Annotated in this window: 4 protein-coding genes; 3 read left to right on the forward strand and 1 reads right to left on the reverse strand. The window is 31.7% G+C overall.

Going from position 1 to position 3717, the window contains the following annotated elements:
* On the reverse strand, positions 1–287 hold a 287-nt coding region (locus LD028_RS01875), incomplete at its 3' end, for a helix-turn-helix domain-containing protein (RefSeq protein WP_237810749.1).
* A 47-nt stretch (positions 288–334) separates the two neighbouring features.
* Here LD028_RS01875 and LD028_RS01880 point away from each other — a divergent pair.
* The 3 genes from LD028_RS01880 (at position 335) to LD028_RS01890 (ending at position 3557) form a co-directional block, all read left to right on the forward strand.
* Positions 335–1702 (forward strand): HD-GYP domain-containing protein, encoded by a 1368-nt coding sequence (locus LD028_RS01880; protein ID WP_237810750.1) that lies wholly within the window; start codon positions 335–337, stop codon positions 1700–1702.
* Between the two features lie 67 nt (positions 1703–1769).
* Positions 1770–2321: a response regulator transcription factor gene (locus LD028_RS18070; protein WP_275125277.1), complete on the forward strand. Its 552-nt coding sequence runs from the start codon at positions 1770–1772 to the stop codon at positions 2319–2321.
* A gap of 15 nt (positions 2322–2336) precedes the next feature.
* Positions 2337–3557 carry an EAL and HDOD domain-containing protein gene (locus tag LD028_RS01890; protein WP_237810751.1) on the forward strand — a complete coding sequence of 407 codons (1221 nt, stop codon included), beginning with the start codon at positions 2337–2339 and terminating at the stop codon, positions 3555–3557.
* The last annotated feature ends 160 nt before the right edge of the window (positions 3558–3717 follow it).

The following is a 3717-nucleotide window of genomic DNA, read 5'->3' on the forward strand; positions in this document are numbered from 1 at the left end:
TTAGCGACTAGCCAGTCGATCGAAACATCTAGTACTTTACTAATTGGAATAAGCAAATCCACTCGAGGTGTTACCGTCCCATTTACAATTTTATTAATCGTGCTTTTTGGTTGACCAGTTTGTTCAACTAAATCTTTTTGCTTTAAATTTAGTTGCTTCAGTCGCTGCTTAATTCTTTTGCTGATGACACCTTTTACATTATCCATGTTCACCATTCCCTTCATATTTTGTTTCTTTTTTGGATTTTTTTGTTGAAAAATCCCCGAAAAGAAACTATAATAACTCATGAATAAACCTTTCTTCATTTTCTTTACACGAATAGGGCGGTGAATCGATGAATATTCATGCCCATGCAAGGCGAACTATTTTTATTTGGTCGATATGTTTTTATACGATGCTTTCATGCACACTCATATATATGAATATTTCTAATTTTCCTTACATATTAGCTACATGGCTTACTACACTGTTTCTTTTCGTTACCCTTTTTCATCAAAAAATGAACGAGCTTCTATCTTTTAGAGATAAGAAGGGTGAACATGATGTTTATCAATATATTTACAAATTAAAGCAATTACCTGTAAAAACAATGCATATTTTTGGTTTTTGTTCCTTTGTCTTTTTAGTTTTACTGTTTTTTGTCCAAGAAAATAAAGATAATTTACTTTTATTAGCATGTTTGTATGGCATTTTTCACAGTATCCTTTTTTATATAGTTGATCGTGCTTTTATGAAAGTCATTGCATACGATGTCTATTATTTTTTTCATCTAGGATACCGAATTCCAATCATATCATCTGATTTTCTGCATATGCCATTTTGGACAAGACTTATTCATTACAATGTGAGTATTGTCTCTTTCATCCTAATGTATATGCTAGCAATAAAACATATGCTCATTAAAAATAGCTCAAACGATCATGTTTTCTTTTTCATCTTGTCAACTGCTTTTTTGTTCATTTTTGTCATATTTTTTTTGATAATCGTTCATATCGTATCAAAATATGTAAAAGAAACGATTTACACATTGAAAGCAAAAGCGACGCAAAGAGATATTCCAAATATATATATCGATGAATTTTCTAATCTCGTACACGCATTAAATGTTTATAATGATCCGATTAATAAGGCTCTGCGCTTGCTCATCGCAATTGAAAATAAAAGTGATGAGCACAAATACATCGCCGATCATTCGCGGCGTGTTGCATATTATTGTCTACAAATCGGACAAGCCATAGGCTTGCAAGATCATCAGTTAAACAGCTTGTACCAAGCTTCCCTTCTGCATGCTATTGGTAAAATAGGTATACCTGACTATATTTTATTAAAAAAAGAACCTTTATCTACATATGAATTTTCATTTATTAAACAATATCCAATTATAAGTTACTTCCTTGCTAAGTCAGTCTTTGAAATCAAAGATAAAGAGGTCCTTGAAGCAATTCTTTTCCATAAAGAATACGTGGATGGCACAGGATATCCAAATCAATTAAAAGATAAAGAAATTCCTATTATGGCAAAAATTATTTCAGTAGCTGACTCGTTTGATGCATTAATGTCAACAAGACCTTATCGACAAAAGAAAAACAAAGATGAAATTATTCATATATTAAGAAAAGAAAGTGGGATAAAATGGGATTGTGATATCGTTAGCCGATTTATAGATTTATTTTTAAAAAATCGACCTAATATAATAAATTAGCGATAAGAAGCTACATCTTCCTATCGCTTTTTTCTTGCATAGAAAGGAGATTTTTTCGTTGAACTATATGCACTTATTAAAAACAACAATTTCTTGCTATGAACGTTACATGAATCAACCAATCGTTCTTCTTATTGATGAAGAAATCATTTTTTCATATGATTCATCAGACGATATAAAATATTTTTTCTATAAAAATGAGTCTTATTTAAAACAACATACAGCCAACATCTCACGGCCAACTTTATTACAGTATGGCTTATTAAGTTGGCTTGTTTTCCCTGTTCAAACCACAATAAACGACCGCCTAGCGTTAATATTTATCTCTTATCCATATCACGATGATGAGAATTATTTTATTACGTGTTTAATTGAGACGATCATACTTATTATTCAAGAAAAGTATCGTGAGCAGTTTCTTACGTTGGAAATTGAACAGTTATCAGAACGTGAAAGACAAGTGTTCTTTCTTTTATTAAAGGGATACAGCAACAAAGAAATCGCCGAAGAGCTTATTTTAAGCGAACATACAATAAAAAATCATATTAATAATATATTTCAAAAGCTGGATGTAAAACGTCGCTCCCACCTTATTGCTAAATTCAAACATTTGTTATAAAATTGGAGGTTCAACATGGATATTTACGTTGGAAGACAACCTATTTTAAATCGAAATGATAAAGTAATTGGATATGAACTATTTTATCGAAGCGGGGAGCAAAATTTTTATAACGCAATTGACGGAGATCGTGCGACAATCGATGTACTAATTAACAGCTTTATGAACATAGGAATTGAGAGATTAACAAATGGTGGGCGATGTTTCATTAATTTTACTGAAACTTTATTAAAGAGGGGGGTGCCGTTTCATTTTCCGAAACATCTTATCGTTGTTGAAATTTTGGAATCCATTCCTTACTCTAGCCACTTGCTTCACATATGCAAACAATTAAAAGAAAGAGGATATGTTATCGCACTTGATGACTTTATATTTTCCGAACAATATATCCCTCTCCTTCCATATGTAGATATTATAAAGATTGATTTTTCAAAACAAACAAACTATCGTGACTTCAAACCTTACATCGAAAAGTATCGTATCCAATTGCTCGCTGAAAAAATTGAGACAAAAGAACAGCTACAACACTCAAAAAATGAAGGGTTTTCTTACTTTCAAGGATATTTTTTTAGCAAACCAATTGTTGTAAAAGAAAAGTCACTTCCTAAAATTCCCTATATATCTAAACTCAATTTAATAAAACAAATGAATCAAAATGGACTCAATTTTGATGAAATCGTCCAAACCATTGAAAATGATCCAACGTTAACATATCGCTTATTAAAAACGGTAAATTCATTTTTCTTGTCTAAAACATCGAAAATCAAATCTATTCGCCATGCAGCCATTTTATTAGGAACAAACCATTTAAAAAGTTGGTCAACCGTGTTGACATTACAAGAACCAAACGAACCGTTTAAAAACGAAATCATTGTAAACAGTTTAATACGTGCCAAAACGCTCGAACAATTAGCATATCTCATTCACTTAAGCGATGAAAAAGATATTTTATTTTTCATGGGGATTTGTTCTTCGCTACATTTATTGCTCCAACGCCCGCTGCAGGAAATATTGCAAGAATTACATATCGATGAAGCGATTCAGCAAGGTTTGAATGGACAACCATGTACTTATTCAACTTTATATCATCTCGTTATCGCATTAGAAACAAACGATATAAGCAAATTAAAGGAGATCACAACCACTTTAAACATTGACCTATCCAAAGCGTTTGCTGCGTATCAACGAAGTATTGAATGGGTTGTTGAACTACAGAATAATATACAAATAAAGTAAAAAAAGGATTTTTAGGGCTCTTCACCACAAGTTGTACTTGATCATTGAAGATCGGTGTGCATAGAGAAAATAGAGAGTACAAAAAATGCGAATTTTCCTGTATGGTAAAGGTGACCAAACCAAACCATTGGAGGAAAATTCGCATGTACTCTCAGTTTAT

The organism is Anoxybacillus sp. LAT27 (genome assembly GCF_022030075.1).
GTDB lineage: Bacteria > Bacillota > Bacilli > Bacillales > Anoxybacillaceae > Anoxybacillus > Anoxybacillus kestanbolensis.

Excerpts from the sequence above, each read along its gene's own strand:
- LD028_RS01880 (WP_237810750.1), top strand. The coding sequence starts at position 335 with ATGAATATTCATGCCCATGCAAGGCGAACTATTTTTATTTGGTCGATA.
- LD028_RS18070 (WP_275125277.1), top strand. The coding sequence starts at position 1,770 with ATGCACTTATTAAAAACAACAATTTCTTGCTATGAACGTTACATGAAT.
- LD028_RS01890 (WP_237810751.1), top strand. The coding sequence starts at position 2,337 with ATGGATATTTACGTTGGAAGACAACCTATTTTAAATCGAAATGATAAA.